At 64.4% G+C, this 17,867-nt stretch carries 19 protein-coding genes; 7 read left to right on the forward strand and 12 right to left on the reverse strand.

Annotation, left to right across the window (positions count from 1 at the left end; all coding sequences use genetic code 11):
• The first annotated feature begins 76 nt into the window (after window positions 1-76).
• Both BMX85_RS08180 and BMX85_RS08185 read left to right on the forward strand, forming a co-directional pair.
• Window positions 77-2,290 (forward strand): S9 family peptidase, encoded by a 2,214-nt coding sequence (locus tag BMX85_RS08180; protein WP_090315644.1) that lies wholly within the window; start codon window positions 77-79, stop codon window positions 2,288-2,290.
• 278 nt (window positions 2,291-2,568) lie between these two features.
• A complete protein-coding gene (locus tag BMX85_RS08185; RefSeq protein ID WP_090315646.1) occupies window positions 2,569-3,063 on the forward strand; it encodes an Hcp family type VI secretion system effector in 495 nt (164 codons plus the stop codon).
• Window positions 3,064-3,160: 97 nt separating this feature from the next.
• On the opposite strand, the gene BMX85_RS08190 is transcribed toward BMX85_RS08185, so the two are convergent.
• Together BMX85_RS08190 and BMX85_RS08195 are read right to left on the reverse strand one after the other, a co-directional pair.
• Complete coding sequence (locus BMX85_RS08190) at window positions 3,161-3,352, reverse strand: CsbD family protein (RefSeq protein ID WP_090315647.1); 192 nt, start codon at window positions 3,350-3,352, stop codon at window positions 3,161-3,163.
• Window positions 3,353-3,469: 117 nt separating this feature from the next.
• On the reverse strand, window positions 3,470-4,090 hold the full coding sequence (locus BMX85_RS08195; RefSeq protein ID WP_090315650.1) for a class I SAM-dependent methyltransferase: 621 nt from the start codon (window positions 4,088-4,090) through the stop codon (window positions 3,470-3,472).
• 129 nt (window positions 4,091-4,219) lie between these two features.
• Between BMX85_RS08195 and BMX85_RS08200 the strand changes: the two genes are divergently transcribed.
• Both BMX85_RS08200 and BMX85_RS08205 read left to right on the forward strand, forming a co-directional pair.
• A complete protein-coding gene (locus tag BMX85_RS08200) occupies window positions 4,220-5,047 on the forward strand; it encodes an HDOD domain-containing protein (RefSeq protein WP_090315652.1) in 828 nt (275 codons plus the stop codon).
• 173 nt (window positions 5,048-5,220) lie between these two features.
• Window positions 5,221-5,499, forward strand: a complete 279-nt coding sequence (locus BMX85_RS08205) for a flagellar protein FliT (protein ID WP_090315654.1) — start codon at window positions 5,221-5,223, stop codon at window positions 5,497-5,499.
• Between the two features lie 141 nt (window positions 5,500-5,640).
• Here BMX85_RS08205 and BMX85_RS08210 read toward each other — a convergent pair whose 3' ends face one another.
• Window positions 5,641-6,858, reverse strand: a complete 1,218-nt coding sequence (locus BMX85_RS08210; RefSeq protein WP_090315657.1) for an aspartate aminotransferase type Ic — start codon at window positions 6,856-6,858, stop codon at window positions 5,641-5,643.
• A gap of 96 nt (window positions 6,859-6,954) precedes the next feature.
• On the reverse strand, window positions 6,955-8,682 hold the full coding sequence (locus tag BMX85_RS08215) for a type IV pilus assembly protein FimV (protein WP_143067929.1): 1,728 nt from the start codon (window positions 8,680-8,682) through the stop codon (window positions 6,955-6,957).
• A gap of 154 nt (window positions 8,683-8,836) precedes the next feature.
• Here BMX85_RS08215 and fumC point away from each other — a divergent pair, with 154 nt between their 5' ends.
• A complete protein-coding gene (gene fumC / locus BMX85_RS08220) occupies window positions 8,837-10,231 on the forward strand; it encodes a class II fumarate hydratase (protein ID WP_090315660.1) in 1,395 nt (464 codons plus the stop codon).
• Here the strand turns inward: fumC and BMX85_RS08225 are convergent, their stop codons facing one another.
• Window positions 10,232-11,152 carry a hypothetical protein gene (locus BMX85_RS08225; protein WP_090315663.1) on the reverse strand — a complete coding sequence of 307 codons (921 nt, stop codon included), beginning with the start codon at window positions 11,150-11,152 and terminating at the stop codon, window positions 10,232-10,234.
• A 189-nt stretch (window positions 11,153-11,341) separates the two neighbouring features.
• Here BMX85_RS08225 and BMX85_RS08230 point away from each other — a divergent pair, with 189 nt between their 5' ends.
• Window positions 11,342-11,560 (forward strand): RNA-binding S4 domain-containing protein, encoded by a 219-nt coding sequence (locus BMX85_RS08230; RefSeq protein WP_090315665.1) that lies wholly within the window; start codon window positions 11,342-11,344, stop codon window positions 11,558-11,560.
• A gap of 176 nt (window positions 11,561-11,736) precedes the next feature.
• A complete protein-coding gene (locus tag BMX85_RS08235) occupies window positions 11,737-12,030 on the forward strand; it encodes a DUF883 domain-containing protein (RefSeq protein ID WP_090315667.1) in 294 nt (97 codons plus the stop codon).
• Window positions 12,031-12,036: 6 nt separating this feature from the next.
• Here BMX85_RS08235 and BMX85_RS08240 read toward each other — a convergent pair whose 3' ends face one another.
• From BMX85_RS08240 to BMX85_RS08270, 7 genes are all read right to left on the reverse strand, one after another.
• Window positions 12,037-13,701, reverse strand: a complete 1,665-nt coding sequence (locus tag BMX85_RS08240) for an MNIO family bufferin maturase (protein WP_090315668.1) — start codon at window positions 13,699-13,701, stop codon at window positions 12,037-12,039.
• Window positions 13,702-13,749: 48 nt separating this feature from the next.
• Window positions 13,750-14,004, reverse strand: coding sequence for a BufA1 family periplasmic bufferin-type metallophore (locus BMX85_RS08245; protein WP_090315670.1), 255 nt, complete (start codon window positions 14,002-14,004; stop codon window positions 13,750-13,752).
• Window positions 14,005-14,232: 228 nt separating this feature from the next.
• Entirely contained in the window at window positions 14,233-14,433 is a 201-nt protein-coding gene (locus BMX85_RS08250; RefSeq protein ID WP_090317586.1) for a YjfB family protein, read from the reverse strand.
• Between the two features lie 53 nt (window positions 14,434-14,486).
• Window positions 14,487-15,044 carry a molybdopterin-guanine dinucleotide biosynthesis protein B gene (gene mobB, locus BMX85_RS08255; RefSeq protein ID WP_090315672.1) on the reverse strand — a complete coding sequence of 186 codons (558 nt, stop codon included), beginning with the start codon at window positions 15,042-15,044 and terminating at the stop codon, window positions 14,487-14,489.
• Between the two features lie 81 nt (window positions 15,045-15,125).
• Window positions 15,126-15,314, reverse strand: coding sequence for a hypothetical protein (locus BMX85_RS08260; RefSeq protein WP_090315674.1), 189 nt, complete (start codon window positions 15,312-15,314; stop codon window positions 15,126-15,128).
• A gap of 67 nt (window positions 15,315-15,381) precedes the next feature.
• A complete protein-coding gene (locus BMX85_RS08265) occupies window positions 15,382-16,119 on the reverse strand; it encodes a general secretion pathway protein GspB (protein WP_090315677.1) in 738 nt (245 codons plus the stop codon).
• 1 nt (window position 16,120) lies between these two features.
• Complete coding sequence (locus tag BMX85_RS08270; protein WP_090315679.1) at window positions 16,121-17,851, reverse strand: ExeA family protein; 1,731 nt, start codon at window positions 17,849-17,851, stop codon at window positions 16,121-16,123.
• Window positions 17,852-17,867 lie beyond the last annotated feature (16 nt).

Here is a 17,867-nt window from a genome sequence, read left to right on the forward strand (position 1 = left end):
GGATTCAGAACATTGCCATCTCGCCACATAAACACGACTCTGGTATCGTCTTGGATTGCCCACCAAGAGACCTTCCATGCGCTTTATCCTTTGCTTTCTCGCCCTGCTGGCCGGCGGCAACGCCGCCGCCGAAAAACTGACCCTGGACCGCATCCATGCCGACCCGTCGCTCAGCGGCCCCGGCGTGCGCAGCCTCAAGGTGTCGCCGGACGGCGCGCGCGTGACCTTCCTGCGCGGCCGCGACGACAACCAGTTCCAGCTCGACCTGTGGGAATACAACCTCAAGGACAAGTCCACGCACCGTTTGGTCGACTCCAAGATCCTGGTGCCGGACGAGAACCTGTCCGACGCCGAAAAGGCCCGCCGCGAGCGCGCCCGCACCGCCAGCCTCAAGGGCATCCTCAGCTACAGCTGGTCGCCCGACGGCAAGCAGCTGCTGGTGCCGATCGCCGGCAACCTGTACCTGATCGACGTCAGCAAGCCCGACGCGGCGCGCATGGTCGCCAGCGGCAACGTGCTCGACCCGAAGATCTCGCCCAAGGGCCGCTACGTCTCGTTCGTGCGCGACCAGAACCTGTTCGTCATCGACCTGTCCAACAACAAGGAACGCCAGCTGACCACCGACGGCAAGGGCACGATCCACAACGGCGAAGCCGAGTTCGTCGCGCAGGAAGAAATGGGCCAGACCAGCGGCTACTACTGGGCGCCGGACGACTCCGCCATCGCCTACAAGCGTTACGACGACGCGCCGGTGCCGGTGGTCAAGCGCTTTGAAATCTACGCCGACCGCACCGACGTCATCGAGCAGCGCTACCCGGCCGCCGGCGATCCGAACGTGCTGGTGCAGCTGAAGATCGTCTCGCCGGTCAGCGGCGAGATCCGCAACGTCGACCTCGGCGCGGAGCAAGACATTTACCTGGTGCGCGCCGACTGGAGCGCCAACGGCAAGGCCTTGCTGTTCCAGCGCCAGAGCCGCGACCAGAAGAAGCTGGAGCTGGTGTCGGTCGACGCCGCCACGCTGGCGCAGCGCGTGCTGATCACCGAAACGTCGCCGACGTGGGTCAGCATCTTCGACGACCTGCGCTTCCTCGGCAACGACCAAGGCTTCATCTGGCCGTCCGAGCGCAGCGGCCGCAAGCACCTCTACCTGTACGACTTGAACGGCAAGCTGCTGCACCCGATTTCGAGCGGCGAATGGGGCATCGACAAGCTGCTCGCCGTCGACGAAAAAAACGGCCGCGTGTTCGTGCAATCGAACCGCGACGCCGTCATCGACAGCCAGACCTATGCGCTCAAGCTCGACGGCAGCGGCGCCGACAAGCCGACCCGCATCACCGAAGGCGACGGCTGGCACGACTCGTCGTTCTCGCGCAATGGCGAAGTATTCGTCGACACCTGGTCCGATCCGGACACCCCGCCGCAAGTAAGCATCCGCCGTCCGGACGGCAAGATGATCGGCTGGCTCGAGCATAACGAACTGAACGCCAACCACCCGTACGGCAAGTACAAGGACGCGCACCTGCGCACCGAATACGGCACCTTGAAAGCCGGCGACGGCCAAACCCTGTACTACTCGATGATCAAGCCGAGCGGCTTCAGCCCGGTGAAGAAATATCCGGTCTACCTGTCGACCTACGGCGGCCCGCACGCGCAGCACGTGGCGCGCAAATGGGGCAATTTCTTCGACCAATACATGGCGCAGCAGGGGTTCGTGGTCTGGCGCCTGGACAACCGCGGCTCGTTCCGCCGCGAGCGCGCCTTCACCGACGCCAACTACCTGAACCTGGGCAAGGTCGAAATCGAAGACCAGCTGACCGGCATCGAATGGCTGGGCAAGCAAAGCTACGTCGACGCCAAGCGCATCGGCGTGTTCGGCTGGAGCTACGGCGGCTTCATGACGTTGCGCCTGCTGGCGCAAGCGTCGGACAAGATCGCGATGGGCGTCTCGGTCGCGCCGGTGACCGACTGGGCCTTGTACGACACGCACTACACCGAGCAGTTCATGAGCACGCCGAAAGCCAACGCCGCCGGCTACGTCTCGGCGGGCGTCTACTCGCACCTGGACGGCCTGAAATCGCCGCTGCTGCTGATGCACGGCATGGCCGACGACAACGTCCTGTTCACCAACACCACGCGCATGATCGACGCGCTGGTCAGCCGCAACGTCCGCTTCGAACTGATGACCTACCCTGGCGGCAAGCACGGCATCGCCGGCCGCGCGCCGCAGCGCCACGTGTATGGCAACATCGAAGCCTTCTTCAAAAAGAACTTGATGCCCGACGCAAAATAACCCGCGGGGTCAAGTCTGTCATTCGGACACGAACTCGTCGTTAAGAGGAACTTTAACCCGCGGGGTCATAACCCGTGGGGTCAAGTCTGTCATTCGGACACGAACTCGTCGTTAAGAGGAACTTGGCGCCTAAAACAAGAGCCCGTGTCCGAATGACAGACTTGACCCCGGAGTTTTTTGGGGTGGCTTGAGCGGCCACAAGGGAAGATTTGTTGATTATTCGATAATGCCCGCTGCGGTGCGCTTCGCATCGTTTCACTTATATTCCAGGAGGAATTATGGCTATCGATGTCTATCTGCAGATCGACGGTATTCGCGGCGAGTCGGCGGATGAAAAACACAAGGATTGGATTGAGTGCAAGTCGGTGAGCTGGGCGGTGAGCCAGCCGAAGTCGGCGACCGCGTCGACCAGCGGCGGCCATACCGCCGAGCGTTGCGAACACCAGGATATCACCCTGCTGAAAATGGCCGACCTGGCGTCGCCGGTGCTGCTGCAAACGTGCTCATCCGGCAAAACCATTCCGAAGGCGAAATTTGAATTCATGCGCGCCGATGGTCAGGGCGAGCGCATCAAGTACTTCGAAATCGAACTGGAAAATGTGCTGGTCGGCACGGTGTCGCCCAGCGTGCAGGAAGGCGATGTGCTGTCGGAGCAAGTGTCGCTGAAGTTTTCGAAAGTGAAGTGGCGCTATACGCAACAAAAAATCTCCGGCGGCGCGGGCGGCAACACCGCCGGCGGCTGGGATTTGTCCAGCAACCGCATCGCGGCCTGATCTATGCGTAGATAAACGAAAACAGCCGCTGATGCGGCTGTTTTTCCATGCGGCGAATGATCGCCTGCGATGCGCGCTCGGCGCAGAAGTGGTGCTGTTAGTTGCGGTTGCCTTTGACGACGTCGTCGATCGCTTCCTTGGCATCGCCCAGACCTTTTTGCGCCTTGCCTTCGGCTTGCTTGTTCAGGCCCTTGGCCTGCTGTTCGGAGCTGCCGATCACTTCGCCTGCTTTTTCCTGGATTTTGCCGCCGATATCTTTCGCCGTACCCTTAACTTGATCCTTGTTCATGATGAACTCCTTTATCGTTGTTGAAGCTACAGGACACACAACGCTGCGCTGTGTGGATGGAGTAACTATAGGCCCCAGCCGCTGAGTTTTCTGTGCGTTCGCGAACGCTGCCATCAATCAAATTTTGCGCCAGACGCTGGCCAGCCACGGCTGCTGATCGCGCGGCAATCCCGCCGGCCGATAGTAATGTTGGACTGCGCTAAAACCTGCTGCGACCAGGTAACGCTCCCAGGTTTCGTAATCGTAGTAGCTGCCGTAGCGCGGGCCGTTCCAGCCTTCGCGGTTGTCGCCGCGCGGATTCGAACTGAACAAAACACCGCCCGCTTTGAGGGCCGCGTGCAGGCGCCGCAACACGTCCGGCAACGCCGCGCTCGGCACATGGAACAGCGAAGCGTTGGCATACACGCCGTCGAAAAACGCGGCCGGCAACTCGAGCTGGACGAAGTCCTGGTGCCAGGCCTGGCAACCGCTGTAGGCGCGCGCCATCTCCACGAAGCGGGCCGAGCCGTCGACGCCGATCGCCTCGTGCCCCATCCCGCGCAAGGTTTTCAGGTCGCGGCCGGGACCGCAGCCGAGGTCGAGCAACCGGTACGGCGCCGTCGCGTCGATCGCGTCGAGCAGCGCGGCAATGTTTTGGCTGACATCATGATCGATGGTGCCGGCGAAAAATTGCTGCGCCGTCTGTTCGTAGTGTTGCAGTGTTTTCTGCGTGATTTCTTCAATGTGATCGGGTTCCATGGTGTCAGTGTAGCGTATCGACAAGGCGGAAAAGATACGCTCGGGTATCAAATCACTTCTTTCATTCGGGGAATCGCTATATAGTTAGCCTATAGCAACGCCCCCATTACGAAGTTCGAGGAGATAAAAATGAAACTTGACGCCTTGTTCCAGAATCCGACCGCGCTGCCCACCGCGCCGAAGGTCGTCGAGGAATTGATCAGCAGTTTCGACAAGGCCAGCGTCTCGACCGAAGAGATCGCGAAAAAACTGGCGACCGATCCGGTGCTGAGCGCCAAGCTGCTGCGCCTGGCCAACTCGGCCTACTATCACGTCTCGCGCAGCATCGGCACCGTCGAGGACGCGGTGTTGATGCTGGGCTTCGTCACCGTGCGCACGCTCGTGATTAGCTCCGGCCTGGTCAGCGGTTTCAAGACCGTTCCCGGCCTCGACCTCAAACAATTCTGGCGCTACAGCCTGCACACCGCCGTGTCGGCGAAGTGGATCGCCAAGAAGACCAAGGAAAACACCGACCTCGCCTTCACCATCGGCATGATGCATGCGATCGGCCAGCTGGTGATGCATTCGGCGATGCCGGAAAAATCGATGGAGATCGACAAGATCGCCGGTCCGATGGACGCCCGCCGTCTCGATGCCGAGACCGCCTCGTTCGGCTACACCTTCGCCGACGTCGGCGCGGAGTTGGCCAAGCGCTGGAAGTTCCCGGCCGCCTTCTCGGAAACCATCGAGGCCTTCCCCGAGCCGCATCACAATGGCGAGCTCAATCGTCTGGCGGCGGTCGTCTCGCTGGCGGCCTGGCGCGCGCGCGTCGAGCACGCCGAACTGAGCGCAGAAGAAATCGCCGCATGCTACCCGACCGAACTGGCCGAGGAACTGGGCCTGGACGACAACGCGCTGATTGACGATATGCCATCACCGGACGAGCTGAGCGCTGGTCTGGAGGAACTGGTGAAGTAAGCCGGCAAGCTTAACTTAACGGCAACAAAAGCCGCCTGCTAACGAGCAGCGCGGCTTTTTTTTCGACTTTTTCAATTATCTTTTCAAAATACCCTAAAGTTCCCGTTTAAGGCGACGTTAATCAGGACATGCGGTAATCCGTTTTGCCGAAGATAACTAGCCTGGGTGGGTATATGATTGCTACCGAAGTCCTCTCGATGTACGAAAACATTGCCGGTTTGAGCAATCAGATGGCTGCCGCCGCGCGCATGGGCGACTGGGACGGCCTGAGCAAACTGGAAGCCCAGTGCGCCACCGAAGCCCGCGCCGTCGCCACCGGCGTGCCCGCCCTGAGCGGCGCCCCGCGCATGCGCAAAATCGACCTGCTCAAGCAGATCCTGGCCAACGACCGCGAAATCCGCGACATCGCCGATCCATGGATGAATCAAGTACCAGGCATGGCGCGTCAATAAAACCCGCCCGCCCAATGAAAAAGCGCCTCATCGAAGGCGCTTTTTTTATTTTGAAACACTTGACCGTCGACGAGGCGCCGTCAACGCCTCCGAAGGTCGAGCCCGTGTACCAATGTCAGACTTGACCCCGGAGTTGTATTTTTAGCCAGCCAAGGCGACGCGCAGCGACAACGCGATCCCCTGCGCCGCCTTGGTGATCTCGTCCAGCGACGGGAAGCTCGGGGCGATGCGGATGTGGCTGTCCTTCGGATCGTTTCCGTATGGGAAGGCGGCGCCGGCCGGCGTCAGCGTGATGCCGGCTTCCTTCGCCAACGCCACCGTACGCTTGGCCGAGCCTTCCGGCGTCACCAGGTCGATGAAGTAGCCACCCAGCGGACGCGTCCACGACACGCCGGGCACGTCGCCCAAATAGGCTTCGAACTGCGCCAGCACCGCTTCGAATTTCGGCTGCAGCAGCGCGCGGTGCCGTTCCATCAGCGCTTCGACCGTGGCGACGTCCTTCAGCAGGCGCACGTGGCGCAGCTGGTTGATCTTGTCCGGGCCGATGCTGCGGATGCCGGCATGCTTGGTCCACCAGGCGATATTGGCCGGCGACGCGGCCAGCGCGGCGATGCCCGAACCGGCCCACGTCACCTTCGACGACGACGCGAACACGATCGCGCGGTCCGGATTGCCGGCCTTGGCGCACGCTTCCAGGATGTTGGCCACGTCGAGCTTCTTCTCGCTCAGGTGGTGGAAGCGATAGGCGTCGTCCCACATCAGGCGGAAGTCCGGCGCGGCGGTTTTCATCGCGGCCAGGCGGCTGACGACCTCGTCCGAATAGACGACGCCGCCCGGATTGCTGTACTTCGGCACACACCACATGCCCTTGATGCTGGCGTCCTCGGCCACCAGTTTTTCGACCAGGTCCATGTCCGGACCGCCTTCGGTCATCGGAACGTTGATCATTTTGATGCCGCGCGCTTCGCAAATGGCAAAGTGGCGGTCGTAGCCGGGCACCGGACACAGGAACGTCACCGGCTCGCGCACCCATGGCGCGTTGCCCGGCGTGCCGTTGAGCAGGCTGTAGATGATCACGTCATGCATCAGGGACAGGCTGGCGCTGCTGTCGACGACCACTTGCGCGGCCGGCACGTCCAGCAATTTGCCGAACAGCTCGCGCGCTTCCGGCAGGCCGATGGTGCCGCCATAGTTGCGGCCGTCGGTGCCGTCGGCGGCCTTGAAGCCACCCAGCGATTCGGTCAGCGCGTTGGACAAGTCGAGCTGCTCGGGCGCCGGCTTGCCACGCGACATATCCAGTTTAAGGCCGAGTTGTTTGAAGGCGTGGTACTGCTCCTGATATTGCGACGTTGCGGTCATATGCTCTTTCAAAATGGGGTATGGCGTGCAAAAAGCGTCGAATACTATAACCCAGATCGAGGCACCAGAGGCAAAGCTGAGGTAATAAGCTTATTACTATTGCATCATTGATTCGGGCGTCGCTTCGTGCGGCGCCTGCGCCTCCTGGGGCTTGGCCGCCGCGTCGGCCGGCTTTTTCTTGCGGAAGCCCTGCCAGATTTTCAGCGGCGCGGCGCCGGATTTTTTGCGGCGCCAGTAGATCAGGCCAGCGCCAGCGAGCAGCAGCGCGCCGACGGCGCCGGCGCCCCAGGCGACATAGTTGGTCGGACGTTCGACCGGCTTTTCCTTCTTGTATTTCAGCTTGGGCAGCACGCGCTTGAGCGGCACCGGCGCCGACGCCGAAGCGGACGCACCGGCCGCCGAGGCCGACGCGTTGGCGCCATGCCGGCCTGCCGACGCCGATGCCGAGGCGGAAGCGGCGCCCGCCGTGGCCGACGCCGAGGCGCCATCCATCGTCGCCGCCTGCGCTTCGCCGGCGTGGACAGGTTTGTTCGATTTGCCTGGTTTGTCCTCGGCGGGCTTGGCCGACGCCGTCTCGCGGCCGGACGGCGCTCCCGGCGCCGCCGACGCGACCGAAGCAGCTTTCGGCGCGTCGCTAGCCGTCGCCGCCGGCGCCGCCACCGCGGCCGCCACGCTGCTGCCGGCCGCGGCCAACACGGCGGTCCCGGCCTGCCCCACCTTGGACGCGGCGGCGGGAGCGGCCGCCGGCGCCGCCGCATTCTTGATCGCGCCTTGCAGCGCCTTCATTTTCCCCTCCAGCTCCACCAGCTTGGTGGACAAGGCCAGGCTGTGCGTATCGAGCGCCTTACATTCCTTGACGCTGTTGCCGGACGGCGCGCAAGCGGCGGGCGCGGCCGGGCGCTTGACGCCGGCAGGCAACGGCAATGGTCCCAGCGGCAGCAGAGCCTGCGCCACCGGCAGCGGCACCGTGCCGTCGGCCGCATCCCGCTTTGCCGGCGGCTTGGCCGGAACCGGCGCGGACGCGGACGCGGAGGTGGACGCGGAGCTGGACACGGCGCTGGACACGGCGCTGGACGGCGAGCCGGGCGCGGCGGTAGCGGCCGGCGCGGCGGCGGCCGCTACGCCGCGCGGCGTCCCCATCGCTTCGGCTATGCGCGATGGCAAATCCCGCACCGCCACCGCTCGCGTCGGCCGAACCGGCGCCGCTGCCGCTGCTGCGGCGGCCTTGAGCGCGCCCGCAACACCGGTTTCGGATTCATGCAACGACGGCAGTGGCGCCGGGCGCGACCGGTCCCTCACGGCCGGCGCCGCAGGCATGGCGGGCGCGGCGGCAACCCGCTCCGCCCTCGCCTGCGCCGCGATCCGCTCGACGTCGGCCGGCGTCGCCGCCGCTGGCGCCGGCACGGACACCGCCACCGGGGCCGGCGGCGGCGGCGGATTGGGGTCCGCCTGCAGCCAGACCGTTGCCAAACGCACATCCTGCCGCCCCGCCGCGCTCAATTCCACATACATATGGACGTAGTCGGCGTCGATCGCGCGCGTGGTCGTCACGTGCAAAAACTGCTTCTGGTCGCGCTTGACGACAGCCATGCGCACCGTCGACAGCGCCGGGTTCATCGTGATGTTCGCGCCCCGGAACACATCCGGCCGCGCCAGCCGCACCTGCAAGGCGTTCACTTCGTCGGGCGCCAGCGCCACCAGTTCGATATCGGCCGACAGCGGCTGGCCGATGTACGAGCGCGCGGAAACGTCGCCCAGCTCGGCGGCGCCGGCCACGATGGCCGTCGGCGCCAGCACTGCGGCGCAGGCCAGGGAGCGGAGCAAATGTGTGAGTATGAAACGCTGCATAGAAGTCGCAAATCTTGGGGTATATCGCTATAACGGCTGATTTTCCCAATTTTGTAGCCCCAGGATAATTTTTCCAAACTGCGCTACACTGAAAAGCCCACGAGTGATGACTTCCGAACAAGGATGAATTATGAGCAACAGAAGCGAACGTGACAGTTTTGGCCCGATCGACGTCCCCGACGACAAGCTGTGGGGCGCGCAGACCCAGCGCTCACTGGAACATTTCCACATCTCCAGCGAGCGCATGCCGCCGGAATTGATCCACGCGCTGGCCAGCGTCAAGCGCGCCGCCGCCCGCGTCAACCTGGACCTCGGCCTGCTGGACGGCGCCAAGGCGATCGCCATCACCCAGGCCGCCGACGAGGTGCTGGCCGACAAGCACAGCGGCGAGTTTCCGCTGGCGGTGTGGCAGACCGGCTCCGGCACCCAGTCCAACATGAACATGAACGAAGTGCTGGCCAATCGTGGCTCCGAGCTGATGGGCGGCGTGCGCGGCGAGAGCCGCAAGCTGCACCCCAACGACGACGTCAACAAGGGCCAGTCGTCGAACGACATCTTCCCGACCGCGATCCACGTTGCCGCCGCGCAGGCGCTGGCCAACACCTTGCTGCCGTCGCTGCGCCAGCTGCGCGCCAGCCTGCACGCCAAGGCCGAAGCCTTCGCCGACATCGTCAAGATCGGCCGCACCCACCTGCAGGACGCCACGCCGCTGACGCTGGGCCAGGAGTTCTCCGGCTATGTCGCCCACCTGGATTTCGCCGAGCACGCGATCAACGCCGCCCTGCCCGGCGTGTTGCAGCTGGCCGCCGGCGGCACGGCGGTCGGCACCGGTCTCAACGCCCATCCGGAATACGCGGTGCGCATCGCCGCCGAGCTCGAACATACGTTGTCGCTGCCGTTCCGCACCGCCGACAACAAATTCGCCGCGCTGGCCGGCCACGACGCGCTGCTGTCGGCGCACGGCGCGCTCAAAACCCTGGCCGCCGCGCTGATGAAGATCGCCAACGACGTGCGCTGGATGGCCTCGGGGCCGCGCTCGGGCCTGGGCGAGATCACCATCCCCGAGAACGAGCCGGGCAGCTCGATCATGCCGGGCAAGGTCAACCCGACCCAGTGCGAAGCGGTCACCATGCTGTGCTGCCAGGTGTTCGGCAACGATGTCGCCATCACGATGGGCGGCGCCTCGGGCAATTTCGAACTGAACGTCTACAAGCCGCTGATCGCGCACAACTTCCTGCAAAGCGCGCGCCTGCTGGCCGACGGCATGCGCAGCTTCGAGGAACATTGCGTCCACGGGATAGAACCGAATCGCGGCCGCATCGCCGAACTGATGGAACGCTCGCTGATGCTGGTGACGGCGCTGGCGCCGCACATCGGCTACGACAAGGCGGCGTCGATCGCCAAGAAGGCGCAGCATGAAGGCACGACGTTGAAGGAGGCGTCGCTGGCGCTGGGCTACGTGACGGCCGAGCAGTTCGACGAGTGGATCGTGCCGCTGGACATGACGCGCCCTAACGCGGCCTGATCAAAAACCGTAGGCGTAGCGCACCCCGGTCAACACATCCGGCCGGGCGTTCGCATCGTGGCCTGGATTGACGCGCAGCATCACCGCACCGGTCAGCTTGCCCATCTTGCCGGCCTTGCCGACCATGGTGGTGTAGCCGAACTCCAGGTCGCGCTCGGTGGCGGTGGGCCGCAGATTCAAGGTCGGCGCGCCGAACTCCTGGGCGTTGGCATAATTGACGCGCGTATCCGGTTCGCCGTTTTGCAGCGACCCGGTACGCACCTTGGCCGGCACCGACACGGTCACCGCCAGCCGGTCCTGGGACGAGAAAATCTGACGCGTCGACACGCCCACGCTGTACGCCATCGTCCGCACCGACGACACCTGCGCCATCAAACTGTCCGGCGCGCCGAAGCCGTCGGTCTTGCCGTACGACGCCATCGCCATGACCGAGCTGCGCGGCGTGAGCGCATATCCCAACGACAACGACGTGAATTTGGTGGTGGGACGGCTGTTCACGCCCCATGACGTGCCGGGCTGGCCGCCGCCCAGGGTGGAGCCGGTCTCGCGCAACAGGCCAATGGTCAGAATGCCGACCGCGCGGCCGGTTTTCTTTTCGAACTCGGCGCTGCTCAGATAGCGCCGGCTGCGCTCATTCAGCAACGGACCGAGCGGGTCGAGCAGGGACAAATTCTCCGGCAAGGCGCCGAAGTGCAGGCGCGGCGCGCCGGAAAACGTGGCATAGCGGCGCGCGCCGTCGGTCTGCAGCTGGTCGACCAGCGCGGATTGGCGGTCGGCGGCGTCGAACAACAAGGCGGAGTTGGCGCGCTTTTCGTACGCCGGCGCGGTCTGCTGGGGGAACAAAGGATCGGATGTGGCCGCGCCAGCCGCTGTCGAGAGCGGAGAGACGATTACCAGCATGGTCAGGGAAAGCTTATTCATGATGCTGCTCGTAAGACCTTGGTAACGCACATCGCACTGCTTAAATATTTGGCAGTGACTTCAGCATAGCAATTTTTTTTCCGAGTGACAACCCGATTCGTTGGGGTAAACTGCGCGGCTGTCGGAATGCCGCTACACTATCTGAAGTGACGTCGGTGCCGACCTTACATCTAGGCAACAGAGGACAACATGCAAAAAGTAAGCTTCGAATTGAACGGTGAATTTGTGGAACTGAACCAGCTCTTGAAGCTGGTCGGATTGTGCGACAGCGGCGGCGCCGGCAAGATGATGGTGGCCAGCGGCGCCGTCAAAGTCGACGGCAAGAAGGAATTGCGCAAGACTGCGAAAATCCGCGCCGGCCAGCAGGTTACCGTCGGCGACGTCGCCATCAGCATTAACGGCGTGTAATTTCTTCTTGCTTTTGAGCAATAAGGTAGTAATCTATAAGCGCAGCCGAGAAAACGCTGCAGACGGGGGTGAGCGTGTTTGATTATGCGCAAACCGACTGGCGATATCGTAGTTATATTGGAATTGCTTGCCGCCCGGCTTTTTCAACCAGTTTATTTTACGACCAGGGGGACGTCATGGACGGTCCTGAACCACATAGCCCAACTCAGGAAAAACTGCTCGACGATCTGCGCCAGGTGATTGAAAACGCCGAGGAGCTGCTCAAGAACACCAACCAGTACCACGGTTCGCTGTACCAGGGCGCGCGCGCCAAGCTGGCGCAGGCGCTGCTGACCGCGACCGAGGAACTGGCGCGCTTCGAGGACGTCCAGATCGGCAGGATGATCGAGCTGACCGCCGCCGCCAACAAGCTGCACCGGGATCTGACGGGCGAAGCCAAGCTGCTGCGCGCGTTCAAACCCGGCGCCTGATGGCGATCACCCCGTTTCAGCCATCCCGTCCATGTTGACCACCAGCGCGTGCGCCAGCCACAGTTGTAAGGCGCCGGCCACGTCGAAGGCGTCGTCGATATCGAACGCGGCGTCGAGCGCGGCGCCGAAATCCCTCCCCTCCCCCAGTGCCCGCAGCGCGGCGTGACCGGCGCCGCTGAGCGGAACCACCTGTGCCTTCCACGCCGGACGCGCGACCACGCCATGGCTGGGCACCGCCATCTGTTCGGGGAAACCGATCCCGCTGTCGGGCTGATGCGCCTGCCACAGCGGAACCACGGCCCATTGCGACGACACCAGCCGGCAAGCCGGATGCAGGGTCATCCGGGCCGCCTCCATTTGCTCGGGCGACAAGGCGGCCAGCCGCTGCGCGGTGACGCCCTGGGCCGCCGGCGCGTAGTGCGCGCGGTGCAGCGCCCACTCCAGCGTCGCCATGTCGGGCAGGTAGGGACATTCGGCCACATGCGGAAAGTGGCGCAGGAAGGCGTCGAAGTCGGCGCCGAAGCGGTTCAGATCGCCGCTGGTGGATGGATGGTCCAGGCCGTAGGCTTTGCTCAGCGCGCTGAAAAACTCTTCCCCCACCAGCATCCGGACCACCGGATACGCGGCCGACAAGGTCTTGTCCCAGGTCGCGCTCAGATTGCCGCGATAGAGCCCGAACCGGTGCTCGTTGTCGCCGCCCTTAAATTGCGACAACACCTGCGGCGCCTGGGCCGGGTCGAGCAACGCGCCGGCGAAGCGCTGCTGGCCGGCGGCGAGGCCGGCAGCGTCCGCCGCCCCCGCTACCCGATTCGCCACGGGCGCCGGCGCAGCGGCGGGCGCGGCATAGCGGCGGTGCAGCACCTCCGCCTTGGCGGCCTCTTCCAGCAGCACTTCGACGGTCGGAATGTCGGTATCCCACTCGATCAGCGTCGGCACGGCGCCAAAGCGCTCCAGCGCCGCCCCGTACAGGCGCCAGACGGGATCGGCCACCGCCGCGCCATGGTGATCGATGACCGCCTGGGGCGTCACCAGATGACCGGCCAGGTGCATCTCGCCGACCGTGCCGGGCGCGATCGCGGCGATCGCGGCCAGCGCGTCCTCGCCGTGGTTACATTGATTGACGTACAGGTTGTTGATATCGAGCAGCAGTCCGCAGCCAGTGCGGGCCGCCAGCGCCGCCATGAACTCCGCCTCGCTCATCGCATCGCGATGAAAGCGTACATAGGTGGAGACGTTTTCCAGCAGCAGCTGGCGCTTGAGCGTGTCCTGCACGCGGCCGACGCGCGCGCTCAGCAGGTCGAGCGCCGCATGGTCCAGCGTCAGCGGCAACAGATCGTTGAGGTGGCGGCCGCCGACGGCGCCCCAGCACAAGTGTTCGGACACCAGCACCGGTTCGACCCGCTCCACCAGGCTGCGCACGCTGTCCAGATGATGCTCCGAAAAGCCGCGCGCCGAGCCCAGGCCCAGGCCGACGCCATGCAGGCTGATCGGATAATCGCGGCGCAGTCGCTGCAGCACGTGATGATCCCAGCCGGCTTGATCGAGGTAATTTTCAGTGTGGACCTCGAGCCAGGCGGCGCGCGGCCGCTGCTCGAGAAACCGACGGTAGTGCGGCGCCCGCAATCCAACGCCGACACCCGGCTTGGGCTCCGGCATGCGTGGGGACGACATGGCTCCGCTGATTGTTGCGATGTTGAGGACTTGCGCGCCTGGTTGCGCTTACTTGGCTGGCGGCGTGGTTTTGCCGCCGGCTTTTTCGCAAGTGCCTTTTAAGACATATTTCCATTCGGTCGGCGCGTTGTCGACCTTGGCCTGGCCGGCGCACGAGTGCGTGCCGTTGGCGGCGGCGCAATCGTTCTGACCGGCCTTGGCGATGCCGAAGCACTTCTCTTTCGGCGTGTCTTGATCGACGGCGGCGGCGGTGACGCAGACGGTGGCCAGGGCGGCTGCGATCAGGGCTTGACGTTTGTTCATGGTAAGTCTCCTCGAATGGATGGTGAAAATCATATTGCAACCCAGTGTCGCCTGTAGGGCAAGCGTTTTTACAGGCGCAGCGTACCAGCAATAACGTAGATACGCATGTTTCTGTTGACCGGATTCACATCGAGGAGGGGTGCGGATCGAACGATCGCGCATAGACACCGCGCAACCGACGGCGCACGGTGGTGCTTGCGGCGCCGGCAGGCGCCGCGATACCGCCGTTCAGGCGGTCGTATTGATGGTGTTACCCAGGTTCGAAGGCAATCTCTGGGCCGATGGGGCGGGAGGAATGGCTTCGATCAAGGCCTGCGCGCTGGATGCCTGGATATCCTGTGCTTTTTTCAGCACAGCAAGCCCGACCGCCTGCTTGTTGCCGGTTTCCGCGATCGAGGTTGCGGCTTGAGCAATACTTGAAACGTCCATATCAGCCTCCATTAAGGGGTATCACTTCTTTTACGGATGATTCGACCGGAACTTTAGCCTTGCGACGATTTATTTAAACGTTTTTTTTCGACGTGGTCCAGCAGCCAGGCCAGCACCTCGGCCGGCGCGTTCAGGTCCAGCCACACGGTACCCGGCAACAAATCGGCGGGCCGGGGCAAGTCGGAGGCGACCGCGAGGACGTGCGGATCGAGCGGGTACAGCGGCGCACGGCCCTGCCCGGCACGGTAGACTTCCAGCTTGTCGATAGGATACGTCTTGAACCCTTCGAGCAGGGTCAGGTCGGCCGGCGACAGCCGGTCCAGCTGTTCCTGCAACGACGGTTCGGGCGCGCCGCGCAGTTCGCGGATGATCGCCACGCGGAACGGCGACGCCACCATGACTTCGGCGGCGCCGGCCACGCGCAGGCGGGCGCTGTCCTTTTGCGGCGGTTCCAGTTCCAGGTCGTGGTGGCTGTGCTTGATGACGTTGACCTTCAGCCCCCGCGCCGCCAGCCGCGCGATCAAAAATTCCAGCAACGTGGTCTTACCGCTGCCGGACGTCCCGATGACGCCCAGGACATTGCGCATCTGCGCGGAACTCTCTTGCTGCATTGATCAACCCCTCTACCCCGAACTGTTACCGTCATTATACGCAGCAACATTTAAGGACGTAGCGGGGCTTACGGCCAGGCTCTATTCGCCGTTTGGTTGGGTGAAGGCGTCGTTGCGCGCGCGGCCATTGGCCAGCAGGACCAGGCCAAGGCACAACAGGCCGGCGCCGTAGCCGATCGGCTCTTGCCGGGTATCGGCTTCGGCCGCCTGCGCGCGTGGCATGGCGAAGGCGGCGGCTATCAGGAAAGGCAATATTCTCAGATGTTTCATGATATTTCCCCAAGCATTGTTTTCAATGATAAGAAAATATCACTAGCGAGTGACAAGTTGATGACACTCAATACGGAACGCGGTAACGATAGCCTTTGAAATTGAACACGGCTTCCTTGGGATTGAGTTTTTCGAGTTTGAGGCCGGGGGCGACCTCGTCGCCTTCCCGCCGCAGGACCTTGTCGATCAACAGCAGACGGTCGGACGGATTCTTGGAATAAATGTAGCCGCCGACGGCAACCTGCGGAATCGACCGCTGGATGGGCTCGGGCAAGTCGCGCAGATTCTGCACCGGCTCCTCGAACGCGACAGCCTGTTTGGCCGGGGCGCCGGCGGCCGCCGTGGGGGTCGAATTGGCGGCGGAGGCAGGTGCGAGCGAAGCGGGTGCGGCCTGCGCCGCCTGCGGGTCGGCGTGCTTGCGCGGCACCGGGTTGAGCGTGGCCACCGGCGGCGGCAGCGCGGCGACCGGCGCCGGCAACGGCGCTGGGATGTCGGCGCCAACCTGGGCCTGGGCCTGCGTGGCGGCGACCGGCGCGGGAGCCGGTTGCGCGGCTGGCGCTGGCGCGCCGGCGACGTCCCGGACCGCCGCAGCGCCGGCGGGCGCCGCCGCCGGCTTCAACACCATCACCAGCAACGCGGCGATGACGACGCCCATGGCCACGACCAACAGCAGCAACGGCTTTTTAAGCCGGCCGCCCGCCGCGGACCGGTCCACCGATTGCAGCGTCGGCGCGTGCAGGGTCGGCGAGTTGCCGAGTTGACGCTCCGCCTGCGCCTTTTTCAGCGCTTCCAAAATATAGGACATATTATTTCCCTGCCACGGCGTCGGCCTTGCCGGCACGGGCCAGCAAACGCGGCTCCTGGACGCCGCCCAACTGATACAGTCGGATGAAAGTTTTCGGACCGGCCACGCCGTCCGCCTTGAGATGCTGCTCGGTCTGGAACTCGGTCAGGCGGCTGCGCAATGCCGCGTCCAACGGTTGATTTTCCTGCGGCTTTTTCAGTTCGTACAGCTGCGCCAAGCGCATGGCCAGCCAGTCCACATCGGGACCGTGGTCGCCGACGGTGACCTCGTCGCGCCAGCTGCGCGGCGCCCGCCAGAACGTGGTGAACTCGCCGCCGAAGCGCGCGCCCAGCGCGTCCAGGCTGATCGTCTGCGGCGCGCCGCCGGGCGCCGTGATGGTGGCGTTGCGTTTATCCAGCGCGGTCAGCAGTACATAGTTGGGCGCGACCGGATCGTCGCGCAATGTCAGCACCGCCGGACGGTCCAGCAGGCGCAGATCGTCGATGCCGCCTTTGGTTTGCAGGCAACGCAGATTCAGGCGCGCCGCCGTCGGGCAAGGATCGCCGTCGGCCAGCGCCAGCCCCCACAAAGCGGCAAGCTGGCGCAACGCCGCCGCCTTGCCCGGGGCGCCATCCCCCACGGCCGGCGCCGCGTTGGCCGCGGCCGGCAAAGACCGCGCCGGGGCCAGCGCCGGCCCCTGCGCGCCGGACGCCGGCGTCGATTTGACGGCAGGCGCGGCGCCGCCGCCGGCACCGGCCGTCGTCGTCGTCGTCGTCGAGGCTGCCTGCGCGCTCTGCATGCCGGGCTTGGCGTCGTGCGCCGCCAGCTGCCACAGCGCGGCGCTGACGATCACGCCGCCGAGCGCGCCGGCGGCCACCAGCGGCCAGCGCCGGCCGGACGACGACGCCAGCAACGCGCCCGGCACCACTTCCTGCCCGGCAAACACCTCCGACGCCGCGCGGCGCAAGATGACGCGCGTTACCTGCGGCTGATTCTCCACGTACGCGCCCAGCAGCGCGCGGTCGCACAGCAAATTGATACGGCGCGGCACGCCTTTCGCCAGGCTGTGCACCAGCCCCATCAAGCGACGCGGAAACGGCGCGATCGCCGACGCGCCGGCCACCGCCAGGCGATGCTCGATATAGGCGCCGGTTTCGGCCTCGGTCAGCGAGCCCAGGTGATAGCGGGCGATGACGCGCTGCGCCAACTGTTCCAGCTCCGGCCGCGCCAGCATCGTGCGCAGCTCCGGCTGGCCGATCAGGATGATTTGCAGCAGCTTGCGCTCGCTCGTTTCCAGATTGGTCAGCAGGCGCAACTGCTCCAGCACTTCGGCCGACAGGTTCTGCGCCTCGTCGATGATCAGCACGTTGTTCTTGGCCTGCGCGTGGCTGGCCAGCAGATAGGCGTTGATGGCGTCGACATAGCCCTTGACGCTGACGGCGCCGGCGCCCTGCGGCGGCAGCTCGATGCCGAACTCGTCGCAGATCGACAGCAGCAATTCCTCCACCGACAGTTTCGGGTTGAAGATATAGCCCAGCTTGCAGTTCTCGGGGATCTGCTCCATGAAGCAACGACACACGGTGGTCTTGCCGGCGCCGATTTCCCCCGTCAGCAGCACGAAACCGCCGCCGCTGCCGATGCCGTAGAGCAGATGGGCCAGCGCCTCGCGGTGGCGTTCGCTCATGAACAGGTAGCGCGGATCGGGCGCGATGGAAAACGGCGATTGCTTCAGATTGAAAAAGTGGGTGTACATGAAGACCTTGGGAGTG

The organism is Duganella sp. CF517, assembly GCF_900110275.1.
GTDB lineage: Bacteria > Pseudomonadota > Gammaproteobacteria > Burkholderiales > Burkholderiaceae_D > Rugamonas.

Bases quoted from the DNA above. Each gene is read 5' to 3' on its own strand.
- BMX85_RS08180 (WP_090315644.1), top strand. From the start codon at position 77: ATGCGCTTTATCCTTTGCTTTCTCGCCCTGCTGGCCGGCGGCAACGCC.
- BMX85_RS08185 (WP_090315646.1), top strand. From the start codon at position 2,569: ATGGCTATCGATGTCTATCTGCAGATCGACGGTATTCGCGGCGAGTCG.
- BMX85_RS08190 (WP_090315647.1), bottom strand. From the start codon at position 3,352: ATGAACAAGGATCAAGTTAAGGGTACGGCGAAAGATATCGGCGGCAAA.
- BMX85_RS08195 (WP_090315650.1), bottom strand. From the start codon at position 4,090: ATGGAACCCGATCACATTGAAGAAATCACGCAGAAAACACTGCAACAC.
- BMX85_RS08200 (WP_090315652.1), top strand. From the start codon at position 4,220: ATGAAACTTGACGCCTTGTTCCAGAATCCGACCGCGCTGCCCACCGCG.
- BMX85_RS08205 (WP_090315654.1), top strand. From the start codon at position 5,221: ATGATTGCTACCGAAGTCCTCTCGATGTACGAAAACATTGCCGGTTTG.
- BMX85_RS08210 (WP_090315657.1), bottom strand. From the start codon at position 6,858: ATGACCGCAACGTCGCAATATCAGGAGCAGTACCACGCCTTCAAACAA.
- fumC (WP_090315660.1), top strand. From the start codon at position 8,837: ATGAGCAACAGAAGCGAACGTGACAGTTTTGGCCCGATCGACGTCCCC.
- BMX85_RS08225 (WP_090315663.1), bottom strand. From the start codon at position 11,152: ATGAATAAGCTTTCCCTGACCATGCTGGTAATCGTCTCTCCGCTCTCG.
- BMX85_RS08230 (WP_090315665.1), top strand. From the start codon at position 11,342: ATGCAAAAAGTAAGCTTCGAATTGAACGGTGAATTTGTGGAACTGAAC.
- BMX85_RS08235 (WP_090315667.1), top strand. From the start codon at position 11,737: ATGGACGGTCCTGAACCACATAGCCCAACTCAGGAAAAACTGCTCGAC.
- BMX85_RS08240 (WP_090315668.1), bottom strand. From the start codon at position 13,701: ATGTCGTCCCCACGCATGCCGGAGCCCAAGCCGGGTGTCGGCGTTGGA.
- BMX85_RS08245 (WP_090315670.1), bottom strand. From the start codon at position 14,004: ATGAACAAACGTCAAGCCCTGATCGCAGCCGCCCTGGCCACCGTCTGC.
- BMX85_RS08250 (WP_090317586.1), bottom strand. From the start codon at position 14,433: ATGGACGTTTCAAGTATTGCTCAAGCCGCAACCTCGATCGCGGAAACC.
- mobB (WP_090315672.1), bottom strand. From the start codon at position 15,044: ATGCAGCAAGAGAGTTCCGCGCAGATGCGCAATGTCCTGGGCGTCATC.
- BMX85_RS08260 (WP_090315674.1), bottom strand. From the start codon at position 15,314: ATGAAACATCTGAGAATATTGCCTTTCCTGATAGCCGCCGCCTTCGCC.
- BMX85_RS08265 (WP_090315677.1), bottom strand. From the start codon at position 16,119: ATGTCCTATATTTTGGAAGCGCTGAAAAAGGCGCAGGCGGAGCGTCAA.
- BMX85_RS08270 (WP_090315679.1), bottom strand. From the start codon at position 17,851: ATGTACACCCACTTTTTCAATCTGAAGCAATCGCCGTTTTCCATCGCG.